The organism is Streptomyces sp. NPDC001970, from assembly GCF_053594115.1.
In genome coordinates this window covers 176,857-195,203 of sequence record NZ_JBSFDW010000007.1, presented here as the reverse complement: position 1 = coordinate 195,203, position 18,347 = coordinate 176,857, and the positions used below count along the sequence as shown (strand labels likewise).

General features: G+C 71.1%; 14 protein-coding genes. 5 read left to right on the top strand and 9 right to left on the bottom strand.

Annotated elements, in window-relative coordinates; genetic code table 11:
• Positions 1–16 precede the first annotated feature (16 nt).
• The 3 genes from ACWCP0_RS12000 to ACWCP0_RS11990 all read left to right on the top strand — a co-directional run bounded on the left by ACWCP0_RS12000 (position 17) and on the right by ACWCP0_RS11990 (position 3,511).
• Complete coding sequence (locus tag ACWCP0_RS12000) at positions 17–925, top strand: hypothetical protein (protein ID WP_451078702.1); 909 nt, start codon at positions 17–19, stop codon at positions 923–925.
• Positions 926–1,130: 205 nt separating this feature from the next.
• On the top strand, positions 1,131–2,555 hold the full coding sequence (locus tag ACWCP0_RS11995; RefSeq protein WP_451078701.1) for an MFS transporter: 1,425 nt from the start codon (positions 1,131–1,133) through the stop codon (positions 2,553–2,555).
• Positions 2,552–3,511 (top strand): ATP-grasp domain-containing protein, encoded by a 960-nt coding sequence (locus ACWCP0_RS11990; protein ID WP_451078700.1) that lies wholly within the window; start codon positions 2,552–2,554, stop codon positions 3,509–3,511. Before ACWCP0_RS11995 ends, ACWCP0_RS11990 begins: the two co-directional genes overlap by 4 nt.
• 164 nt (positions 3,512–3,675) lie before the next feature.
• Here the strand turns inward: ACWCP0_RS11990 and gatB are convergent, their stop codons facing one another.
• From gatB to gatC, 4 genes are read right to left on the bottom strand one after another with little or no spacing between them, the layout of a single operon-like run.
• A complete protein-coding gene (gene gatB, locus ACWCP0_RS11985) occupies positions 3,676–5,190 on the bottom strand; it encodes an Asp-tRNA(Asn)/Glu-tRNA(Gln) amidotransferase subunit GatB (protein ID WP_451078699.1) in 1,515 nt (504 codons plus the stop codon).
• A 16-nt stretch (positions 5,191–5,206) separates the two neighbouring features.
• Positions 5,207–5,446: a hypothetical protein gene (locus ACWCP0_RS11980; protein WP_351223343.1), complete on the bottom strand. Its 240-nt coding sequence runs from the start codon at positions 5,444–5,446 to the stop codon at positions 5,207–5,209.
• Entirely contained in the window at positions 5,443–6,942 is a 1,500-nt protein-coding gene (gene gatA, locus ACWCP0_RS11975; protein WP_451078698.1) for an Asp-tRNA(Asn)/Glu-tRNA(Gln) amidotransferase subunit GatA, read from the bottom strand. Before gatA ends, ACWCP0_RS11980 begins: the two co-directional genes overlap by 4 nt.
• Before the next feature lie 6 nt (positions 6,943–6,948).
• Positions 6,949–7,245 carry an Asp-tRNA(Asn)/Glu-tRNA(Gln) amidotransferase subunit GatC gene (gene gatC / locus ACWCP0_RS11970; RefSeq protein ID WP_451078697.1) on the bottom strand — a complete coding sequence of 99 codons (297 nt, stop codon included), beginning with the start codon at positions 7,243–7,245 and terminating at the stop codon, positions 6,949–6,951.
• A gap of 289 nt (positions 7,246–7,534) precedes the next feature.
• Between gatC and ACWCP0_RS11965 the strand changes: the two genes are divergently transcribed.
• Both ACWCP0_RS11965 and ACWCP0_RS11960 read left to right on the top strand, forming a co-directional pair.
• Positions 7,535–8,962, top strand: a complete 1,428-nt coding sequence (locus ACWCP0_RS11965; protein WP_451078696.1) for an endonuclease/exonuclease/phosphatase family protein — start codon at positions 7,535–7,537, stop codon at positions 8,960–8,962.
• Between the two features lie 159 nt (positions 8,963–9,121).
• On the top strand, positions 9,122–11,104 hold the full coding sequence (locus ACWCP0_RS11960) for a phosphocholine-specific phospholipase C (RefSeq protein ID WP_451078695.1): 1,983 nt from the start codon (positions 9,122–9,124) through the stop codon (positions 11,102–11,104).
• An 85-nt stretch (positions 11,105–11,189) separates the two neighbouring features.
• Here ACWCP0_RS11960 and ACWCP0_RS11955 read toward each other — a convergent pair whose 3' ends face one another.
• The 5 genes from ACWCP0_RS11955 to ACWCP0_RS11935 form a co-directional block, all read right to left on the bottom strand.
• Positions 11,190–13,310, bottom strand: coding sequence for a putative bifunctional diguanylate cyclase/phosphodiesterase (locus ACWCP0_RS11955; RefSeq protein ID WP_451078694.1), 2,121 nt, complete (start codon positions 13,308–13,310; stop codon positions 11,190–11,192).
• Between the two features lie 238 nt (positions 13,311–13,548).
• The gene (gene ligA / locus ACWCP0_RS11950; protein WP_451078693.1) at positions 13,549–15,732 is read right to left on the bottom strand and encodes an NAD-dependent DNA ligase LigA; all 2,184 of its coding nucleotides are present in this window, start codon (positions 15,730–15,732) and stop codon (positions 13,549–13,551) included.
• A gap of 12 nt (positions 15,733–15,744) precedes the next feature.
• Entirely contained in the window at positions 15,745–16,743 is a 999-nt protein-coding gene (locus tag ACWCP0_RS11945; protein ID WP_451078692.1) for a methionine synthase, read from the bottom strand.
• Positions 16,740–17,429: an SDR family oxidoreductase gene (locus tag ACWCP0_RS11940; protein WP_451078691.1), complete on the bottom strand. Its 690-nt coding sequence runs from the start codon at positions 17,427–17,429 to the stop codon at positions 16,740–16,742. The genes ACWCP0_RS11945 and ACWCP0_RS11940 overlap by 4 nt, the downstream gene beginning before the upstream one ends.
• 233 nt (positions 17,430–17,662) lie before the next feature.
• Positions 17,663–18,067 carry a hypothetical protein gene (locus ACWCP0_RS11935; RefSeq protein WP_451078690.1) on the bottom strand — a complete coding sequence of 135 codons (405 nt, stop codon included), beginning with the start codon at positions 18,065–18,067 and terminating at the stop codon, positions 17,663–17,665.
• Between the last annotated feature and the right edge of the window lie 280 nt (positions 18,068–18,347).

Below are 18,347 nucleotides of genomic sequence, written 5' to 3'. Positions count from 1 at the left end.
CTGGCAGCATGGACACATGACCAATACGGGGGCATCGAAGACCATCACCGTCAGGACGCCCGAGGAGGCGGCCGTGCTCGCGGAGCAGCTGCACGACGCTCCGGGGGGACACTTCGGCCGCCCACCGGTCACGGTCGTGGCCTACGAGACGGGCGCGACGCCGGTGGAGCGGCGCGAGGACTTCCGTGTGGTGTACGACGCGATCGTCGCCCGGATCGGTGAGCCGACGCTCTACGGGGGATCGGCGCAGGGGCCCAGCGTCCGCTGGCGCGACGGCCGCCGGCTGGTGCTGCTGTCCGGCGACCGGTTCGGCGCCAGGCTCTCGGTGCACCGGCCCGAGGCGCTCGAGGCGGAGGAGCTCCGGAACTTCGAATGCGGCGGCGCCTGGTCGACGGCCGAGCCGCACGACTTCGATCTGCTGCCGTTCTGCTGGCAGTTGTACCGGGGCGGGCCGGGCGAGCGTCCGGCGACCCGGCCCGGCGCCCGTCTCGCGGGGTGCTGGGAGCATCTTGAGGCCGCCCTGGAACTGATGCTCGCCGCATGGGTCGAGCAGCTGCCCGTGCAGGTGCCGGGCGACTGGGCGGGATTCACGATCCTGTCCAGCCGGGACTGGGGGCGCCATCTGGTCGTGTCGTACAGCCCGGACGAAGGGCTGGGGGTGGCCGTCGACGACCGGGACGCGCAGCAGGGCCCGGAGCGGGAGCTGCAGATGAGGGCGCACGGCTGGCAGACGAGCGACCGCGGCTGGTGGCAGTCGGCGTTCCTGGAGGCGGACGAGCGCTCGGCGGGCGCCGCCGCGCGGCTGACCGTCGCCGAGCTGCGCGGCCGGGGCGCGGTGTCGCCGGACGAGCTGGTGGCCCGGGACGTCGGCGTCAATGACCGGGGCGAGTTGTGGCTCCCGGGCCTGGGGATACGGACGTACTGACGCGCTCACCGCCGCGCGGGTCGGTGCGCGGGTGAACCGCGCGGGCGCGCGAGAAGCGGTATCTCTCAGTCCACTCTCACCCGCTCTGTGATGCCTTGTGCGGATGTTTCCGGGCCGTTAGATTCTGCACGCCCTGACCCCCCTGACGTGATCGCCTTGCGCGCCCGTACTTCGGCGTGCCCCGGCGCGTCCCCGAGGCACGGTGGTGAGCACGGCGATGCAGAAGCAGGCGCGGACGCACCCGCACAGGCACACGAAGTCCGGCGGCAAGGGATTACGACAGCTCCTGCTCGCGCAGTCCCTCAGTCAGTTGGGCTTCTGGCTGATGAGTCTGGCGATGCCGCTGCTCGCCGCGACGACGCTGCATGCGTCGCCGTTCGAGGTGAGTGCGGTGGCGGCCAGTCAGACCGCGGCCTTCCTGCTGGTCGGCCTGCCCGCCGGGGCGTGGGTGGACCGGCTGCGCAAGCGGCCGGTGATGATCACGACCGATCTCGGCCGGGCCCTGGTGCTGGGCAGCGTGCCGGTCGTCTGGGCCCTGGGACACCTGTCGATCGGCTACCTGTGCGCCGCGGCGCTCGCGACCGGCGTACTGACCGTCTTCTTCGACGTCGCGGACCAGAGCTTCCTGCCGCACCTCGTCAGACCCCAGCAGCTCGTCTCGGCCAACGCCAGACTCGTCGGCGTCGAACAGGTGGCAGCGGTCGCAGGCCCCGGCACCGGCGGACTCGTCATCCAACTCACCACCGCTCCCCTGGCATTGATCGGCACCGCCGTCGGATACCTCTGGTCGGCGGTGTGCCTCATGTTCATCAGGGACCATGAGCCCGCACCGGTCCGCGACAAGGACACCCGGCTGTTCCGGGACGTCGCCGACGGTGTGCGGTACGTGCTGGCCGACCGGTTCCTGCGCCCACTGGTCTGCTGCTCGACCACGATGACGCTGTTCTGGAGCATGGGGTACGCGATGCTCCTCGTCCTGCTCGCCCAGGACCTGGCCGTACCGGCCGGCACGATCGGGCTGCTGTTCACCTTCGGCAGCCTCGGCGGTCTCGGCGCCACTTTCGTGGCCCGTCGCATCATCGACACCCTCGGCGACAGCACGACGATCAAGCTGAGCGTCGCCGTCGCCGCACCCTTCACCCTGTGCTCGGCCCTGGTCCAGCCGGGATGGCGACTGGGCCTGGTCAGCCTCTCCAGCTTCGCGTTCGGGGCGGGGCTCGTCCTCTACAACGTGGCCCAGGTCAGCTTCCGGCAGCGCAGTGTCCCGGCCGCCCTGCTCGGGCGGGTCAATGCCACGGTGCGCTTCTGCGCCTGGGGAGCACGGCCGCTGGGGGCGCTGTGCGGCGGCGCGATCGCCGAACTCGTCGGCGTGCGCCAGGCCGTGTGGGTCGGCGCGGCCGGAACCTCGCTGGCGATCGTCTGGCTTCTCCTCTCCCCACTGCGCGGCCTGCGCACTCTGCCCATGGATGCCGCCACGGAAGACCAGGGCACCGAAGACCGGATCACCGAGGACACGGTCACCGAGGGCCCGGTCACCGGCACCCCCATCGCCCATGCCCCAGCCGCCGAAGAAGCAGCCACCGACAACGCAGCCGCCGACGACGCAGCCACCACGAAGGAGCGCATATGACCGAGCTCGTCTGGATCACCTGCCCCGACAACTACGACCCCGTCGTCCAGGAACGGCTCAGACGCGAGGGCTCGGAGCGCGTCGACCTCCTCAGATCCAGAGGCTTCGACCTCACCGTCGTCCACGCCAACGAGATCGTCCCGGCCTGGAACGACGGCCCTCGCCTGTGGCAGGGCGACACCGATCTCCTCGGCAAGCGCCGCGGCTTCATCCTGTCCTCCTGGACCTGGGACGCGGGCGCGGGCCGCCACCTCCAGGCCGTCGCCCGCACGATCCGGGCCTCCGGCAGCGTCCTGCTCAACGACGGGATCAAGGACCCGGAGACGCTCGGCAACGACAAGCTGGCCATGCACCACCACGCCGGGACGCTCGGTCTCCCCGTCCTGCCGACCGTGTCCGTCCCCTTCGGCCGGTACGCGCGCAGGGCCCTCTCCACCGTCGCCGCCCGAATGGACGGCTCCGAGGGCTATGTCGTGAAGCCCCGCGAGATGGCGATGGGGTACGGCGTCCTCAAGGCGGACACCTTCGAGCAGCTGACCGCGGCCGTGGATCTGCTCACGCCCGGCGCGCTCGGCTGCATCATCCAGCCGTTCCGCCGCAACTCCGGTGACGTACGGGTCTACGTCCACAACGGCACATTCGTCGCCGCGCTGCTGCGCGAGCCGGCCGGGGGCAGCTATCTGGCCAACGTCAGCGAGGGCGGGACGGGTTCGGCGCTGGACAAGGCCGACGGGGTACCGGTCGCGGTGGCGGAGATGAGCGAGCGCCTCGCGCGCAGCCTCGATGCGCCCTATCTGTGCGTGGACTGGCTGCTGTCGCCGGCCGGGCCGGTCTTCAACGAGTGGATGACCATCTCGGCCGCGTACGAGGACCTGCCCGAACCGGACCGTACCCGGGTCGCGGACGCGCTGATCGACTGCATCACCGGCCGGCTGGCGGCGGCTGCCAGGCCCTGACCGGGCACCCTGCACGCCGCACTCGGAACCCCGGCACCCCGGCACCCCACAGTCGCCGGCCGCCCGGGCGGAGCGAAGGGCGGGACACCTCTCGGTGCCCCGCCCTTCCGCCCGTACAGGTGCGCAGCTCTGCACGGCACTGCGTAGCTGCGTACAGCCGTGGATCAGCCCTCGGTCACGCCGAGCTTCTCCAGGATCAGCTCCCTCACCCGAGCCGCGTCGGCCTGGCCGCGGGTGGCCTTCATGACCGCGCCGACCAGCGCGCCGACCGCCGCCACCTTGCCGCCGCGGATCTTGTCCGCGATCGGGGCGTTGCCCGCGATCGCCTCGTCGACGGCCGCGCCGAGCGCGCCCTCGTCCGAGACGACCTTCAGACCGCGCTTCTCCACGACGGTGTCGGGGTCGCCCTCGCCCGCGAGGACGCCCTCGATGACCTGACGGGCCAGCTTGTCGTTGAGCGAGCCGTCGGCGACCAGTGCGGACACCCGGGCGACCTGCTCCGGGGTGATGGCCAGCCCGTCGAGCGAGACGCCCGACTCGTTGGCGTTGCGCGCCAGCTCGCCCATCCACCACTTGCGCGCGGACACGGGGTCGGCACCCGCCTCGACCGTGGCGACGATCAGGTCGACCGCACCCGCGTTGAGGATCGACTGCATGTCGTGCTCGGAGATGCCCCACTCCTCGCGCAGCCGGTTGCGGCGCACACGCGGCAGCTCGGGAAGCTGGGCGCGCAGCTCCTCGACCCACTCACGGGACGGGGCCACCGGGACGAGGTCGGGCTCGGGGAAGTACCGGTAGTCCTCGGCCTCCTCCTTCACCCGGCCGGACGTCGTCGTGCCGTCCTCCTCGTGGAAGTGGCGGGTCTCCTGGACGATCGTGCCGCCCGACGAGAGCACCGCCGCGTGGCGCATGACCTCGAAGCGGACCGCGCGCTCGACCGAGCGCAGCGAGTTGACGTTCTTCGTCTCGGAGCGGGTGCCGAACTTCTCGGTGCCGTTCGGCCGCAGCGAGAGGTTCACGTCGCAGCGCATCTGGCCCATCTCCATGCGGGCCTCGGAGACACCGAGGGCCCTGATGAGCTCGCGCAGCTCGGCGACGTACGCCTTGGCGACCTCGGGGGCGCGCTCACCGGCGCCGACGATCGGCTTGGTGACGATCTCGATGAGCGGGATGCCGGCTCGGTTGTAGTCGAGCAGGGAGTGGGACGCGCCGTGGATACGGCCGGTGGCGCCGCCGACGTGCGTCGACTTGCCGGTGTCCTCCTCCATGTGGGCGCGCTCGATCTCCACGCGGAAGATCTCGCCGTCCTCCATCTGGACGTCCAGATAGCCGTTGAAGGCGATCGGCTCGTCGTACTGCGAGGTCTGGAAGTTCTTCGGCATGTCCGGATAGAAGTAGTTCTTCCGGGCGAAGCGGCACCATTCGGCGATCTCGCAGTTGAGCGCGAGACCGATCTTGATGGCGGACTCGACGCCGACGGCGTTCATCACCGGCAGCGAGCCGGGCATGCCGAGACAGATGGGGCAGGTCTGCGAGTTGGGCTCGGCGCCCAGCTCGGTCGAGCACCCGCAGAACATCTTGGTCCTGGTGCCGAGTTCGACATGGACCTCAAGGCCCATGACGGGGTCGTACGCCGCAAGGGCGTCCTCGTACGACACCAGGTCAGTCGTGACGGTCACGATGAAACTTTCCCTCTCAGCCCAGCAGGACGTCGTCGTCGCCCAGGCGCTTCAGCTCGCGGTAGAGCAGCGCGAGGCCGGTGATGATGGCGGCGGCGGACACGGCGGCGTCGATCAGCCGGAGCGTGTCCTGCTCCATGCGGGCCTTCTTGACCTGCTTGACGACGCTGATCGCGCCGAAGGCGGTGGTGCCCATGGACAGGTACGTGCCGGTCCTGGACTTCTTGAAGCCCTTGGCCTTCTGCAACGTGCTCACAGTGACGGTGCCTCCTCCAGCAGCGGGTGACCCCACCTTTCCACGAAGGCGGCCTCGACGGCGGCACCCACCTTGTAGAGGCGGTCGTCCTTCATGGCGGGGGCGATGATCTGCAGACCGACCGGGAGGTTGTCCTCCGGGGCCAGGCCGCAGGGCAGCGACATCGCCGCGTTGCCGGCCAGGTTGGTCGGGATGGTGCACAGGTCGGCGAGGTACATCGCCATCGGGTCGTCGGCGCGCTCGCCGATCGGGAAGGCGGTGGTCGGGGTCGTCGGGGAGACGATCACGTCGACCTGCTCGAAGGCCTTCTCGAAGTCCTGCTTGATGAGCGTGCGGACCTTCTGGGCACTGCCGTAGTACGCGTCGTAGTAGCCGGACGACAGGGCGTAGGTGCCGAGCATGATCCGGCGCTTGACCTCGTCGCCGAAACCGGCCTCGCGGGTGAGGGCGGTGACCTCCTCGGCCGACCTACTGCCGTCGTCGCCGACGCGCAGGCCGTAGCGCATGGCGTCGAAGCGCGCGAGGTTCGAGGAGCACTCGGACGGCGCGATCAGGTAGTACGCGGAGAGCGCGAGGTCGAAGGACGGGCAGTCCAGCTCGACGATCTCGGCGCCCAGTTCGCGCAGCAGCGCGACGGACTCGTCGAAGCGCTGCACGACGCCCGCCTGGTAGCCCTCGCCGCGGAACTGCTTGACCACGCCGACGCGCATCCCGGCGACGGAACCGTTCTTCGCGGCCTCGACGACCGGCGGGACCGGTGCGTTGATGGAGGTCGAGTCCAGCGGGTCGTGCCCGGCGATGACCTCGTGCAGCAGGGCCGCGTCCAGGACCGTACGGGCGCACGGGCCGCCCTGGTCGAGGGACGAGGAGAAGGCCACCATGCCGTAGCGCGAGACGCCGCCGTAGGTCGGCTTGATGCCGACCGTGCCGGTGACGGCGGCGGGCTGGCGGATGGAGCCGCCGGTGTCCGTGCCGATGGCGAGCGGGGCCTGGTACGAGGCGAGGGCCGCGGACGAGCCGCCGCCGGAGCCGCCGGGGATGCGGGTCAGGTCCCAGGGGTTGCCTGTCGGGCCGTACGCACTGTTCTCGGTGGAGGACCCCATGGCGAACTCGTCCATGTTGGTCTTGCCGAGGATGACGACGTCGGCGGCCTTCAGCCTCTTCGTGAGGGTCGCGTCGTACGGCGGGATCCAGCCCTCGAGGATCTTGGAGCCGACGGTGGTCGGGATGCCCTCGGTGGTGAAGATGTCCTTCAGCGCGAGCGGCACACCGGCCAGCGGACCGAGCTTCTCGCCGCGCTCGCGCTTGGCGTCCACGGCACGGGCCTGGGCCAGGGCACCCTCACGGTCGATGTGCAGGAAGGCGTTGACCTTCTCGTCCACGGCCTCGATCCGGGCAAGGTGCGCCTCGGTGACCGCGACGGCCGTGAGCTCGCCGGAGGCGATCTTCGCGGCGATCTCGGCCGCGGTGAGCTTGATGATGGTGCTGTCCGTCATGACTGTTTAGTCCTCCCCCAGGATCTGCGGCACCTTGAAACGCTGCTGCTCCTGTGCCGGGGCGCCGGAGAGCGCCTGCTCGGGGGTGAGCGACGGACGGACCTCGTCCGAGCGCATGACATTGGTCAGCGGCAGCGGGTGGGAGGTCGGGGGTACGTCTTGGTCGGCGACCTCGGAGACGCGGGCGACCGCGCCGATGATGTCGTCCAGCTGTCCGGCGAAGTGGTCGAGCTCTTCGTCCTTCAGCTCCAGACGCGCCAGCCGGGCGAGGTGGGCGACCTCCTCGCGCGTGATGCCAGGCATGCAGCGATCCTCAGGGGTGAGTGTGATGGTTTTGGCCCAATCCTATGGGCCACGCCCCGGTGCCCGCGAAACGCTTTCCCCTACGCACCGGCGCGGGCCGCCCCGGGCCGGTGTCCGATGCGCCGCCCGCCCGGTGTCCGACCGGCGCGGGCGCCGCATTCCACCGCTCTCCGGTCGGCGGTCATGTCCCGTTCATCCCCATGGCGCCGACGCCTGACTCACTGGCTCAAGTTGTCCAAACAACTTCTGGCGCCGGGGTCGTCCCGGGGCGGAGAGGACCTTCGGTCAGGTGTCCCCACTCGGAACCGCTGCCGCCGACGGCAGCAGCACACTGTCGCTGCTCTCACCCACCAGCCCGCGCGAGGGCGACCGGCTGACCTTCCGCTGGTCCACCGATGCGCCCCACCCCAAGAACTGGATCGGGATCTACGACGGCGACCGCAGGCCCGGCGTGGGCTCCTCGCTGGTCTGGACGTACGTCACCACCGCCTCCGGAGACGCCACGCTCGACACCACCGGCCTCGGTGAAGGCACGTACACCGCCTATCTGCTGGCCGAGGACGGGTACGACATCCTCGCGAGGACCGCCCCCTTCACCATCGCGGTCAGGCCTCCCGTGACACCCCCGCACTGTGCCGTCGACTCGTTCACGACCGGCGCCGTCGCCCCCGGCTCCCGGGTCTCCGTCGCGCTCGCTCCGCTGTGGATCCGCCCGCAGGGCAACGCGTCCGGCACACCTTCCTTCCGGCGGCTGTCCGGCGACTCCTGGCTGGGCGTGTCGTCCGACGGCAAGGTGAGCGGCACCGCACCGGCCGTCCCGGGCAGGCACCCGGCACGGATCACCGTCGCCGTGAAGGACAGCGCGGGCGGGACCGACACCGTGACCGTGCAGGTCCCGGTCCTCGCTGCCGCCGCGCGGGCCCGGCTGACGGTCGCCTCGCTGAACCTCTGGGAGGCGGGCGGGAACGTCGCCGACGCCCACGAGAAGCTCCTCCGGCTCGTCCTCGGGCAGGGACTCGACGTCGTGGCGCTCCAGGAGACCGGCGGCACCGCGGCGGGGCCGCTGGCCGACGCGCTGGGCCGGTACGCGTACGACACCCCGGCCGGGATGGGGCTGATCAGCCGCTTCCCGCTGGACGGGACGTCGGCTCCGCTCACCGATCTGCCGGCGCTGAGGGCGACCCTCCGACTGCCGGGCGATCGGACCGTACGGCTGTGGGCGGCGCAGCTCGACGAGGCCGCGTACGGGCCGTACGCCCGCAGGGAGGGGCGTACCCCTGCCGAGGTCGAGGCGGCCGAGCTGAAGAGCGTCCGGTACCGGCAGGCGGGCGCGCTGCTCGCCGCGATGAAGTCCGACCTCGCCTCCGGTACGACGCCGGTGGTCCTCGCGGCCGGGCTCGCCTCGCCGTCGCACCTCGACCGCAAGGGCCGCGGCGCGGTCCGCTGGCCGGTGACCGTCGCCCTCGCCAGGGCCGGGCTGACCGACGCCTTCCGCGAGGAGCACCCGCAGGCCGCGCGCGAGCCGGGCATCACCTGGTCGCCCGTGCGCCCGGACGAGCCGCAGGACCGGATCGACCAGGTCCAGTACGCCGGGCCGCTGCGTGTCGAGGGCGCGTACACGCTCTGCACCGGCTGGCCGCGCCCGGTGCCCGACACCGCCGGCAACGGCTGGCCGACCGACCACGCAGCGCCCGCCGTCACCTTCTCGCTCCACTGAGGCGCCTCACCCTCCGATGAGCTGCCACCCCTCCGCTGAGCCACCCCCTCCGCTGAGCCGCTCTCTCCGGTGAACCGCTCTCTCCCTCCGCCAGGCGTCCTTTCCTGCCGCCGGGCGCTCCCGCCTCCACCGCACGCTGAACCGAAGGACTCCCACGCCATGACCCAGCTGAGCCGCCGCGCCTTCGTCGGCGCCTCCGCCGCGACCGCCGCCGCAGCGGCCGTCGGCCTTCCCGAGGCGGCCGCCGCTGCCGCCACCCGACCCCGCGGGTCCGTCAAGGACGTGAAGCACGTGGTGATCCTGATGCAGGAGAACCGCAGCTTCGACCACTACTTCGGCGCCCTGAACGGCGTCCGCGGCTTCGACGACCGCCAGGCGCTGACCTTCCCGAACGGCGACTCCGTCTTCAAGCAGCCGTCTCCCGGCCGCGCCGACGGCTTCATGCTGCCGTACCGCATGGACACGACGAAGTACAACGCCCAGAACGCGTCCGACCTCCCGCACGACTACGGCACCGGCCACACCGCCATCAACGGCGGCGCGATGAACAAGTGGGTCGCCGCCAAGGGCGAGCGCACCATGGGCTACTTCACCCGGGACGACATTCCCTACCAGTACGCGCTCGCCGACGCGTTCACGATCTGCGACGCCTACTTCTGCTCGCAGGCGGGCCCGACCGACCCCAACCGCCTGTATCTGTGGTCCGGTTCCTGCGGTCCGGGCAAGGACGGCACCACCGGCCCGTGGACCGACAACACGCCGGTCACCGACAACCCCGTCGCCGACTGGACGACGTACGCCGAGCGACTGGAGGAGGCGGGCGTCAGCTGGCGCGTCTACCACAACCCGTCGAAGGACGAGCGGTACGGCGACTACGACGACAACGGGCTGTCGTACTTCGGGCAGTTCCACCGGTTCCCGAAGGACGACCCGCGGTACGTCAACGCGATGACCAAGTTCGATCTGACCGCCTTCGACGCGCACTGCAAGGACGGCACGCTGCCGACGGTCTCCTGGCTGGTGGCGCCGTACCTGTTCTGCGAGCACCCTGAGGCGGGCCCGAACTACGGCGCGCACTGGGTGAACACGGCGCTGCAGTCACTGTTCTCGAACCCGGACGTGTGGAAGCACACCGTCTTCCTGCTGATGTACGACGAGAACGACGGCTACTTCGACCATGTCCTGCCTCCGCTGCCGGAGCCGGGGACTCCGGAGGAGTTCGCCGACGGTCGGCCGATCGGCCTCGGCAACCGGGTGCCGCTGTGGGCCGTCTCGCCGTGGTCGCGCGGCGGTTGGGTGAACTCCCAGGTGTTCGACCACACCTCGGTGGTGCGGTTCCTGGAGATCGTGACGGGAGTGCGCGAGCCGAACATCTCCGACTGGCGACGGGCCGTCTGCGGCGACCTGACCACCTGCTTCGACTTCAGCCGGCCGGACTACTCGATTCCGTGGCTGCCGGACACGAACGAGCTGATGGCGAAGGCGGACGCCGCGAACGCGCTGCCCGCGGTGAAGCTGCCGCCGAGCGGCGGACAGTCCATGGCGACGCAGGAGCCCGGCACCCGGCCGCACCGGCCGCTGCCGTACCGGCCGTGGGCCGACGTGGCCGTGGACCGGGAGACCGGGGAGGTCGTCTGCACCCTCGCCAACCACGGGACGGAGACCTTCCACTTCACCGTGCTGCCGAATGCCGTCAAGCCCTTCACAGGCACCCCGTTCACCGTCGCCCCGGGTGCGTCGAAGACGTACACCTGGGACACGTCGGAGACCGACGGGCGGTACGACTTCACGGTCATGGGCGGGGACGGTTTCGTACGCCGCTTCTCCGGCACCGTCGTCCGCGAGGGCCGCGAGGCGGGCGCGCCGGTGCCCTCGGTGACGGCCTCGCTGCGCGGCCGCCTGGCCGAACGGACCACCGTGGAGCTGAAGTTCGGCAACCCGGGGCGCTCGGAGGTGTCCTTCACGGTGACGCCGGGCGGCGACGCGAGGGCGGCCCGCACGGTGTGGGTGGGGCCGGGTGGACGGTCCTCGATGACGTGGCAGGTGCGCGACGGGCGATACGACCTGGAGGTGACGGCGGCGAGCGGGTCGCGCTTCGTCCGGCGTTACGCGGGCACGGTGCACACGCTGCGGACAGGCTGACGGGCCGCTGGGCCGCTGGGCTGCTGGGCTGCTTCGAGCGCGGCGGGTGGCGGGTGCGGCGGCCTCTTCAGGGCCGCACCCGCCACTAGTTGACCACGTGGCCCGACGGGCTGTCCGCGTCGGCCTGTGCGGCGGGCAGCTCTCCCACGGGACGGCGCCAGCCGTGCTCGCCTCGGGCGCGGAGCCAGGCCGTGGTCTCCTGCGGGGGCATCGCGGCGGCGACCAGCCAGCCCTGGACCGCGTCGCAGCCCAGGTCGCGCAGCCGCTCCCAGGTCTCGTCGTCCTCGACGCCCTCCGCGACCACGAGGAGGCCGAGCGAGTGGGCGAGGTCGACGGTGCAGCGGACGATCTCGGCGTCCTCCGTGTCGACCGCCAGTCGGGCCACGAACGAGCGGTCGATCTTCAGCTCGCTCACCGGGAGCCGGCGCAGATGGACCAGCGACGAGTACCCCGTGCCGAAGTCGTCCAGCGACATCTTCACCCCGTGACCGGTGAGCGCGGCCAGGGTGTCCGCGGCGCGCTGCGGGTCCTCCAGCAGCACATGCTCCGTGATCTCGAGCTGCAGCGCGCCCGCCGGGACGCCGTGGCGCGCCAGCCGCGCCGCGACCCCGCCCGCGAAGCCCGGGGTGTGGACGTCGCGCGGCGACACATTGACGGCGACCGGCACGAAGAGGCCCTGGGCCCGCCACTTGGCGACCTGGCCGAGCGCGGTCTCCAGGACGTACTCCGTCAGATGGGGCATCAGCCCGGAGGACTCGGCGATGGCGATGAACTCGTCGGGCGGGACCCGGCCGCGGTCCGGGTGCACCCAGCGCACGAGCGCCTCGAGGCCCGCCACATGGCCGTCGAAGCCGACCTTGGGCTGGTAGTGGAGCTCCACGTCGCCCGCGTCCAGCGCCCGGCGCAGATCGCCGAGCAGTCCCAGCCGGTCCGGCGTGTTCGAATCGCGCTTGGATTCGTACACCTCGACGCCCGTGCGGTCGCGCTTCGCCTGGTACATCGCCACATCCGCGCGCCGCAGCAGCCCTTCGGCGTCCATGGCGTGGTCCGGGAAGACGGCGAGGCCTGCGCTCGCCTCCAGGACCAGCGTGAGCCCGTCGAGGTCGAGCGGCGAGGAGAGCTGGCCCACCAGATGGCGGGCGACGCGCTGCGCGCTGGTGGTGGAGTCGGCCGTCGGGAGGAGCACGGCGAACTCGTCGCCACCGAGCCGTGCGGCCTCCGCCCCGCGCGGCAGGGCGAGCCGCAGCCGCTCGGCTATCTGGAGCAGCAGCCGGTCACCCGCCAGATGGCCGAGTGTGTCGTTGACCGAACGGAATCGGTCGAGGTCGATCAGAACGAGCGCGGACCGGGCACCGACGCCTTCGGCCTCCTCCAGCGCCGCCCAGGTGCGCTCCAGCAGCCACTGACGGTTCGGCAGACCCGTGAGGGGGTCGCGCAGCTGCTCCTCGGCCCGTGCGCGGGCGATCCACAGGGTCGAGTCGAGGGCGATCAGCGGGACGGCGAACAGCGGCAGCAGAACCGGCAGGGCGGTCGCGACCACACAGATCAGCGGGGCGATACCGAGCAGGGCGACCGCTATGAGGCCTTGCCGCATCAGGGCCGTACGGGCGACGGTGGGCAGCCCGCTGCCCTGCGGAGCCAGCGCGTACCAGAGCAGCAGCCGGGTGACCGCGAGATACGCCGCCGCCGCGAGCACCACCTCGGGAACCGCCTCCAGGCCCCATTCCAAGGTCTGCCAGGGCTCCTCGACGGTCGGCGACTCCCCGAACGCCGCCAGGACCAGCGCCGCTGCGGCGATGCCCAGGATGTCCGCGGCGCCGTGCAGCACCCCTTGACGCCAGCGGTTCCGGCGAGCGGTGCCGACGAGCACCACGACGGCCAGGCTGACGAGCCCGGCCGGCACCCAGCCGAACAGCAGCAGCACGGCGAGGGTGAGTGCGGCACCGGAGCCGGTGCCGCCCCACCAGCGGTCGCGGCCGAGTGCCACCAGATGGCCGACGATGATGCCGGTGAGCAGGGCGAGCGACCAGCCTTCGACGCCGCTGGGGAACAGCGCGTGCCCGTCCCGTACGGCGCTGAGCAGACCCGTCGCCAGGACGGCGGCTGCGAGCCCCACGACCACGAAGGGCATCCTGGCGGTGATCCCCGCAAACCCCGCGAAACGACGCGGCCGTGAGACCGGGGCGGCGCTTTCGGTCGGTTTCATTCCCGTCCCTCTCACAGCCGGCGGTGCCGATGCCACGCGATGGCCCCCTCGTCATGCCACCACGGCTGGAACCTCACCACGCAGCCATGCACGACAGGCGCACAGCTCAACAGTAGGCCGCGGAAGGCTCTGACGGGCAGCGCTCTGCAGGTCTTGCCCGAATGCGACCCGGCCACCCTTATCCGTCGGGTATGCGCCGAACGGGTGATCTTTGCCGGACGTCGGGCTCGAGCGCGCGCTACCCCTCGGCCGGCACCGCGGCGTCACGGGCGGCCTCCGGCCCCTGTTCGAGCAGCACCGCGAAACCGTCCTCGTCCAGCACCGGCACCTTGAGCTGCATGGCCTTGTCGTACTTCGAACCGGGGTTGTCACCCACGACGACGAACGCGGTCTTCTTGGAAACGGAGCCGGTCACTTTCGCGCCGAGGCTCTGGAGCGCTTCCTTCGCGCCGTCCCGGGTGTAGTTCTGCAGGGTTCCGGTGACGACGACGGTGAGGCCCTCCAGGGGGCGCGGCCCCTGGTCCTCGCCCGCGCCCTCTTCCTCCATCCGGACGCCCACGGCCCGCCACTTGCGCAGGATCTCGCGGTGCCAGTCCTCCTCGAACCACTGCTTGAGCGAGGCGGCGATGGTCGGCCCGACGCCCTCGACGGCGGCGAGCTCCGCTTCGGTGGCCTGTTCGATCCGGTCGATGGAACGGAACTCGCGGGCCAGCGCTTCGGCCGCGACCGGGCCGACATGGCGGATGGACAGGCCGGTGATGATGCGGGACAGCGGGCGCTGCTTGGCCGCCGCGATGTTCTCCAGCATCGCGAGGGTGTTCTTCTTGGGCTCGCCCTGCTGGTTGGCGAAGACCGTGACGATCTTCTCCTCGCCGGTCTTCGGGTCGCGCTTGGGCAGGCCGCTGTCCTGGTCCAGCACGTACGCCTTGATGGGCAGCAGCTGCTCGACGGTGAGATCGAAGAGGTCGCCCTCGTCGGTCAGCGGCGGCTCGGCGGGCTCCAGGGGCTTGGTGAGTGCCGCGGCCGCCACATAGCCGAAGTTCTCGATGTCCAGGCACTTGCGCCCGGCGAGATAGAAGAGCCGTTCACGCAACTGGGCGGGGCAGCTCAGGGCGTTGGGGCAGCGGAGGTCGATGTCGCCCTCCTTCATCGGCCGCAGCGGCGTGCCGCACTCGGGGCACTCGGCCGGCATCACGAACTCCCGCTCGGTGCCGTCCCGCAGGCCCACCACCGGCCCGAGGATCTCCGGAATCACATCGCCGGCCTTGCGCAGCACGACCGTGTCCCCGATGAGGACACCCTTGGCCTTCACCACGTCCTGGTTGTGCAGCGTGGCGAACTCGACCTCGGAGCCCGCGACCTTCACCGGCTCCACCTGTGCGTACGGAGTGACCCGGCCCGTGCGGCCCACGCCCACGCGGATGTTGACCAGCTTGGTGTTGACCTCCTCCGGCGCGTACTTCCACGCGATGGCCCAGCGCGGCGCCCGCGAGGTCGAGCCCAGGCGGCCCTGGAGCGGGATCTCGTCGAGCTTGACCACGACCCCGTCGATCTCGTGCTCCACGGAGTGGCGGTGCTCGCCGTAGTACGCGATGAACTCGCGCACGCCGTCCAGCGAGTCCACCACCTTGTAGTGCCGGGAGGTCGGCAGGCCCCACTCGTGCAGCAGCTCGTACGCCTCCGAGAGCCGAGCGATCTCCAGGCCCTCGCGCGCGCCGATGCCGTGCACCACCATGTGCAGCGGAAGGGTCGCCGTGACCTTCGGGTCCTTCTGGCGCAGCGAACCCGAGGCGGAGTTACGGGGATTCGCGTACGGCTGCTCGCCCGCGGCGACCCGCCGGGCGTTGAGCTCCTCGAAGGCCTCCATCGGGAAGTAGACCTCGCCCCGGATCTCGACCAGGTCCGGGATCCGGTCACCGGTCAGCCGGTCCGGGATCTCGGCGATCGTCCGCACATTGGGCGTGATGTCCTCGCCGGTGCGACCGTCACCACGGGTCGCGGCACGGGTCAGCCGGCCCTTCTCGTACGTCAGATTGACCGCCAGGCCGTCGACCTTCAGCTCGCACAGGAAGTGGTACGAGGACGTCCCGACCTCCTTGGCGACGCGGTCCGCCCAGGCGGCCAGCTCCGCCTCGTCGAAGGCGTTGTCGAGCGAGAGCATCCGCTCGCGGTGCTCGACCTTGGCGAGCTCCGTCTCGTACGCCCCCGCGACCTTCTGGGTCGGGGAGTCTGGCGTGCGCAGCTCCGGATACTCCTCCTCCAGGGTCTGCAGCGACCGCAGCAGTGTGTCGAACTCGGCGTCGCTGATGACCGGCTGGTCCTTCACGTAGTACCGGAAGCGGTGCACCTCGACCTGCTCGGCCAGCTGGGCATGCTTCTCGCGCGCCTCTGCGGGCACCGACCCCTGCTGTTCGACAGTCACCTTCGTCCTCCGTCACTCAGGGTTGTCCGCGAGCGATCTCGCCGCTCTGACGCAGTGCGCGAGCGCCGCGCGCGCATACGCGGGCGAAGCACCCGCCAGCCCGCACGACGGAGTGATCACCACGGACTCGGCGAGAGTCCCCGGATTCAGCCCCAGCCTGCGCCACAGCGTCCTGACACCCATGACGCTACCGGCAGGGTCCGACAATGGACCGTCCGTGGACGCCACGACTCCCGCGAGCAGCTTCGTACCGCCCTCCACCGCCTCGCCGATCGTCTCCTCGTCACGCTCGGTGAGCAGGTCGAAATCGAACGACACGGCCGCGGCCCCGGCCCTGCGCAGCAGCGCGAAGGGCACGTCCGGCGCGCAGGAGTGCACGGCCACCGGCCCGTCGGCGGCGCCCATCACGTCCCGCAGCGCGCTCTCGACGACCTGCCGGTCCACCGCACGGTGCGTGCGGTAGCCGCTGGCCGTCCTGACCTGGCCGCGCAGGACGGCCGTGAGCGACGGCTCGTCGAGCTGCAGCAGCACCTGGGCGCCCGGGATACGCCGCCGCACCTCGGCGAGATGTGTACGCAGCCCCTCGACGAGCGAGCCCGCGAGGTCGCGGCAGGCACCCGGGTCGCCCAGCGCGGCCTCGCCGTTCCTGAGCTCCAGGGCGGCCGCGAGGGTCCAGGGCCCGACGGCCTGGACCTTGAGCGGGCCCTCGTACCCCTGCGTGAACTCCTCCAGCGCGTCCAGGTCCTCCCCGAGCCAGGACCTGGCCCGCCGGGTGTCCCGGCCCGGCCGGTCGCTGACGCGCCAGCCGCTGGGCTCGACGTGCGCGTACATCTCGACGAGCAGGCCGATGGTCCGCCCGATCATGTCGGCACCGGGGCCGCGGGCAGGCAGCTCCGGCAGGTGCGGGAAGTCCTCGAAGGAGCCGGTGACGGTCCTGGCGGCCTCGCGCGCGTCGCCGCCGGGCATCGAGCCGACCCCGGTGGCGGGGCCCCAGACGAAGGCGTCGCTCATCGTCCCGGCCGCACCGTCAGGTCGTTGATCTCCGCGTCGCGCGGCAGATCGAGCGCGGTGAGGATCGTCGTCGCGACCGAGTCCGGGTCGATCCACTGCGACCCGTCGTACTCCTTGCCCTCCTGCTGGTGCACCTTGGCCTGCATGGGGCTGGCCGTGCGCCCCGGGTAGACGGAGGTGACCCGGACGCCGTTCGGCCTCTCCTCCTGGCGCAGCGAGTCGGCGAGCGCCTTGAGTCCGTGCTTGGAGGCCGCGTAGGCGCCCCACTCGGCATGGGCGTTGAGGCCGGCGCCCGAGTTCACGAAGACCACCGTGCCCTGGGCGAACCGGAGTTGGGGCAGCGTCAGCCGGGTCAGCTCGGCCGGCGCCACCAGGTTCACGTCGAGCTGGGCGTGCCAGGTCTTCGGCGTGAGGTCGCCGATCCGGCCGAGGTCCACGATGCCGGCGATGTGGAGCAGGGAGTCGAGCCGCTCGGGCATCGTCTGGTGCGAGAACGCCCAGGAGAGCCGGTCCGGCGCGGCGAGGTCGCCGACGAGGGTGCGGGAGCCGGGGTAGGCCTGGGCGAGTTCCTTGGCGCGCCCGGCGTCCCTGGCCAGCAGCACGAGCTCGTCGCCGCGCTCGTGCAGCCGGCGCGCGACGGCCGCGCCGATGCCGGATCCTGCCCCGGTGATCAGATGTGTAGCCATGCCGGCAATGCTCGCATCAATGCACTCCCGAACTCGGTCCTGGCGCCGGTACTGGAGCACTACTTGGCGGCATGAGCGGCTCCAGCTCGCGGCGGACGGCAACCCAAACCGTCCGATCGCACCTCCACGCCACCGACAGGTGTTCGCCTCCGGCCGTGTGGGACCACGCGGCCGGAGGCGAACAGAGGGAGTTCAAGCAGGTCGGCCGAACGCCCATGGCCGTCACTCGGCCACTACCCCGTGATATCGCACCCCTGGGCACCGTTGACCTCGACGCAGACCTCCGAACCCACAGGAATGGACTCGGGCAGGTTCTCCTGAAAGCGCCTTGGCACGTTGGCGAGATAGAAGTGATGGGTCATGATCCGCGTCACGCCTTCGACCTTGACGGTGACGTTCGCCCACCCGGTCGCGTCACAGACGGCGTCCACGACGACCGTTGTGCTGTGCGAGATGGGCCGAGTAGTGGCGATCACGCGCGTGACGGAGCACTGGGCCAGGGCGGCGCTCTGCGCGGACCGGGCCGGGGCCGCGGGCGTGTGCGGAACGGCCTGTGCCGGAGCGGCGGACAGTGCGATCGAGAGCGGTACAGTGCTCAGGACCACGGCGGACATGGAGCGAATCAGGCGATTCGACATGAATCCTCCTTGGAGTGGGGGGACAGCGTCAGCGGGCCACGAGACCTGGCGCTCGCAGCGTCACCACAGCGCGCCACGAGTCACGTTGTTCGCTATTCGCATCGATATGAACACGCGCAGTGGCGACCCGCAATTCATGCTGGGCCGGCTGTCGCTCGCTTGTTCTGCTCCTCATACGGTCCGGCCTGGAGAGTGGACGGGGTGAAGCGGTCCCTGCAGGACGGGCTCGGCTCGTACGGCGGCGCCGTGCTGTGCACTCCTGGTCCGTCGCGCTGTCGCG

What these genes read in the sequence shown, in the direction of transcription:
- ACWCP0_RS12000 (WP_451078702.1), top strand. Translation starts at nt 17, where the DNA reads ATGACCAATACGGGGGCATCGAAGACCATCACCGTCAGGACGCCCGAG.
- ACWCP0_RS11990 (WP_451078700.1), top strand. Translation starts at nt 2,552, where the DNA reads ATGACCGAGCTCGTCTGGATCACCTGCCCCGACAACTACGACCCCGTC.
- gatA (WP_451078698.1), bottom strand. Translation starts at nt 6,942, where the DNA reads ATGACGGACAGCACCATCATCAAGCTCACCGCGGCCGAGATCGCCGCG.
- gatC (WP_451078697.1), bottom strand. Translation starts at nt 7,245, where the DNA reads ATGCCTGGCATCACGCGCGAGGAGGTCGCCCACCTCGCCCGGCTGGCG.
- ACWCP0_RS11960 (WP_451078695.1), top strand. Translation starts at nt 9,122, where the DNA reads ATGACCCAGCTGAGCCGCCGCGCCTTCGTCGGCGCCTCCGCCGCGACC.
- ACWCP0_RS11955 (WP_451078694.1), bottom strand. Translation starts at nt 13,310, where the DNA reads ATGAAACCGACCGAAAGCGCCGCCCCGGTCTCACGGCCGCGTCGTTTC.
- ACWCP0_RS11945 (WP_451078692.1), bottom strand. Translation starts at nt 16,743, where the DNA reads ATGAGCGACGCCTTCGTCTGGGGCCCCGCCACCGGGGTCGGCTCGATG.
- ACWCP0_RS11940 (WP_451078691.1), bottom strand. Translation starts at nt 17,429, where the DNA reads ATGGCTACACATCTGATCACCGGGGCAGGATCCGGCATCGGCGCGGCC.
- ACWCP0_RS11935 (WP_451078690.1), bottom strand. Translation starts at nt 18,067, where the DNA reads ATGTCGAATCGCCTGATTCGCTCCATGTCCGCCGTGGTCCTGAGCACT.